Here is a 3,504-nt window from a genome sequence, read left to right as displayed (position 1 = left end):
CATCACGGCTGACTGGGGACGCGCAGCCAAGGAGTGGCGCCCCGCGATGAACCAATTCGCTGTGGTCTACGAAGAGCGATTCACACTGCCGGCGCACGGCAGTCGATAAGCGAGTCGGCCAATAGCCAATTCATCTCAACCGCCTCGCACACAGAAATCCTGACAGCCCCTCAATCATCAAAGCTTCACTTGGCCACGTCACCTCCCGCCACTTCCTCGGCGGTTGCAGGTCTGACCTTGTCCTTGAAGCGCTCCTCGCACGCGCCGAAGATCGCAAAGTTCTGCCGCGCAGCGCTCAGGCTGAGGCTGCCATTCGGTCCGCCACGAACGGTGTCGGCATCGTGCTCGTCCTGGCCGTCGTCTTCCCAGAAGCAGACTTCGCATATCTCGAATCCTCCGCGCTCCTGAAGAGTCCGAAACAGACAGCAGGGGCATCTGTGCTGCTGATCCGCTTCGGCGGCTTTGATCACGGACGAACTGGCGAGCACGCTGGCATAGCGCTCAAACCACGTGGCGCGCCTTTGCAGGACCTCGGGTGTCACGTCTTCATCGGTCATGTGCGACAAATCGGTTCATACAGCTTGCTTGCCATGGGAGCTTCTACGGCCGAGCGCCGTTCAGTTGCACGAGTATGGATTCGTCGCACTCGATGATGTGCAGGCTCCCGTCAGATTGCTCATGAACTTCGCCTGCGACGAGCCTGAGCTCATTCCCGGACAGCAGGAGCCGTACTTCAGCCGTGGCATTCGGACCGTCATGACGGCGTTCAGTGATCTCGATCTCGCGCCGGCCACTCCGGAAACTGTCGATCCCGGAAGAGGAATGGAGCGTCTTCGTGGCGCTCCAGCACTGGCATCGCGTCGAGCTCCATCAGGTAGAGCCCGTGAAAACCGGTCCCGTCTTCGAGCTGGGACAACAGCCTGAAGACCTGTCCGTTCGCCAACTGCAAGTCGAGATTGATCAACTGCAGAAACGGAATACCCGGATCTTCCCAGCGCACGTCTTCGGCGACCTCGCCTTCAACCAGTGCCATCTCCGTGCCTTGCCAGCGAGTGACGACGAAGCCAGCGAGTGCAGACACCGGCACCCACGTTGGTTCTCTCTTCATGGCCTCATTGCCCCTGCGGCGGCTCCCACAGCTCGACGCGATTCCCCTCCGGATCCAGCACCCAGCCGAACTTCCCGTACTCGGACTCGTCGACCTTGTCGTCCACCGCGCAGCCTTCGGACCGCAATGCGGCGAGCAGCGCATGAAGGTCATGCACCCGGAAGTTGATCATGAAGCTCGCGGTGCTCGGAGCGAAGTACGAGGTGTCTTCCTTGAACGGACTCCAGGTCGTGGTGCCGGTGCCCGTCGGGTTGTCGGGTGTGACCCACTTGAAAGCCACTCCGCCCCAGTCCGCCACCTCCAGCCCGAGGTGCTGGCGATACCACTCGCCCAGCGCCTTCGGATCCTTGGACTTGAAGAAGATGCCGCCGATGCCGGTCACGCGCTTCATGATGTGCCCCTTTGCTTGCGCCGAAGTTTGACACGAGCGGGAATCACGGTCGACGCTCGCAAGGCGTGCGGGCGATGAGCAAGGCCACGGCAAGCGACAGTGCCGACGTCGTCAACATGACGCCCAGCACGGCAACGCGGGCGTTCGATGCATCGACGACCCAACCCGAGAGAAACGCGATGATGCCGGCGCCGGTCACGGTCACGGCGGCGGCCAGCCCCGAGGCCGTGCCGGCCAGCTGGGGCCGCAGCGACAGGACTTGCGCATTGGCCACCGGCATCGTCAGCCCGTTGCCCAGGCCCACGAACACGCAAGGGCCGAAGAAGGCGAGCGGATGCGCCCAGCCTGCCGCGGCAAGTGCCAGGCCCGCGAGCAGGCCGATGGACGTGAGCGCGCGGCCCGCGAGGATGAGTCGGGTGGCCCCGTGGCGTGCGCCGATGCGCCCGACCACGTAGCTGCCGATGATGAAGCCGGCAGGAACCATCCCCATGTGAAGGCCCAGCGCCGTGCTCGATGTTTCGCCCAGCTGCGCCGCCACCAGGGGCGCTCCGCCCAGAAAGACATACAGCGTGCCGATGGCGAAGGCCATGCAAAGCGAATACGCCCAGAACCGCGGCGAGCGGGCCAATTCGGCATAGCCCCTCAATTGCAGCGCGATGGACTGCGTGCGGTGGTGGTTCGTCTCCCTCAAATGGAATGCCACCAGATACAGCCCCGCGAGCCCGAGTGCTGCGAACGCGATGAAATTGGCGCGCCAGCCGAAGTGGGCATCGAGCAATCCGCCGAACGTGGGCCCGATCATCGGCGCCACGGCCCATGCCGACGAGACGTAGCCGATCCGGCTTGCGGCCTGGCCCTCGAGGGACGTGTCTCGAATGGCGGCGAGCGACACGACGTATCCGGCGATGACGCTGCTCTGGAGCAACCGGCACCCCAGGAAGGTGACGATGTCGTTCGCCAGGCTGCAGCCGATCGATGCCATCGTGAAGATCGCCAGCGCGAGCAGCGCGACGGGCTTGCGCCCGAACCCGTCGGAGAGCGCGCCCGCGATCAAGTGCGTGACGGCGGTGGCCACCGCATACCCCGCGATGGCGACATTGACGAGCGCGAAGTCGGCGTGGAGATCCCTGGCGATGTTCGGCAACGACGGCACGAACATGTTGATGGGCAGGACGGCCAGCGCGGAAAGGGGAATCAGGACCGAAAGGCGAGGGGAGGCCTGTGATGGCATGGCGGCTGAACTCCGTGGATGGACCGAGGGGCGGAGGGCCGTGCGGTTGGCGCGGCCTGGGTCTGCTCGTGCTGGGTCCAACAGGAGTCATGCGCCGTCGGGCCTGGTGAAGCCGGCGACGTGGAGGCGGGCAGCTTGTCGGCTGCCCGGGTGGGGCGATGTTAGCGAACCGGCGAGCGGCCGTGTGCCGTCAGGCCGGGCTCGATCGCAGCCCGTAGGCCTTGTCACCCACGAAGAGGTACTCCACCCGCATCACCGCGTCGCCCTTTTCATCGGCGCCGGTGTAGCCGATGGCGGAGACGCGCGTACCCGGGCGGATCTCGGCGACCTTCCAGGCCTCCATGCGGGTCAGCGGGGCGAGCTCCAGCTCCCAGCGCCGGTCGCTGCGCTTGGGCAGCGTGGCCTTGGCGAGCAGGGCGGGGCCGTCGACGGCGGCACTCTGCGCCGGCAGCGTGCGCCGGGCCAGGTCGGCCGGCAGCTTGAGCCCGGCGGGCAGCTCGATGATCAGTTCGGCATGCGGGTTCTGCCACTTGCTGGTGACCACGGTCCCTTCGAGGTACAGCGGGCGATCCTGATCGAAGCTGCCCCACCCATGGTGGGCCGACGCGGGGCGCACGGTCCAGGGGGCGATGGCGGCGAGAACGGCGAACTGGCGGCGGCTCAACGGCATGGCGGTCTCCGGTGGGTGAAGAAGAGGCACGAAGCGGGCGGTGGTGGCTGGCGGCCGGTGATCCGCCCCTCAATAGGCGATCCAGCGGCCGCAGACCACCACAC

General features: G+C 65.8%; 5 protein-coding genes. All 5 read right to left on the bottom strand.

The window, feature by feature from the left end; translation table 11 throughout:
- Nucleotides 1-185 precede the first annotated feature (185 nt).
- On the bottom strand, nt 186-557 hold the full coding sequence (locus AC1D01_RS25640) for a CPCC family cysteine-rich protein (protein ID WP_477871381.1): 372 nt from the start codon (nt 555-557) through the stop codon (nt 186-188).
- Between the two features lie 209 nt (nt 558-766).
- A complete protein-coding gene (locus tag AC1D01_RS25635; RefSeq protein WP_477871379.1) occupies nt 767-1,108 on the bottom strand; it encodes a hypothetical protein in 342 nt (113 codons plus the stop codon).
- A gap of 4 nt (nt 1,109-1,112) precedes the next feature.
- Nucleotides 1,113-1,499 carry a VOC family protein gene (locus AC1D01_RS25630; RefSeq protein WP_477871377.1) on the bottom strand — a complete coding sequence of 129 codons (387 nt, stop codon included), beginning with the start codon at nt 1,497-1,499 and terminating at the stop codon, nt 1,113-1,115.
- Nucleotides 1,500-1,542: 43 nt separating this feature from the next.
- Nucleotides 1,543-2,730 (bottom strand): MFS transporter, encoded by a 1,188-nt coding sequence (locus tag AC1D01_RS25625; protein ID WP_477871375.1) that lies wholly within the window; start codon nt 2,728-2,730, stop codon nt 1,543-1,545.
- 190 nt (nt 2,731-2,920) lie between these two features.
- Complete coding sequence (locus tag AC1D01_RS25620) at nt 2,921-3,400, bottom strand: DUF6152 family protein (RefSeq protein WP_477871373.1); 480 nt, start codon at nt 3,398-3,400, stop codon at nt 2,921-2,923.
- Nucleotides 3,401-3,504: the final 104 nt, after the last annotated feature.

It is taken from the genome of Rhizobacter sp. P3_B12, from assembly GCF_056402895.1.
The sequence above is the reverse complement of the archived record's forward strand: the minus strand, read 5'-3'. Positions and strand labels throughout refer to the sequence as shown.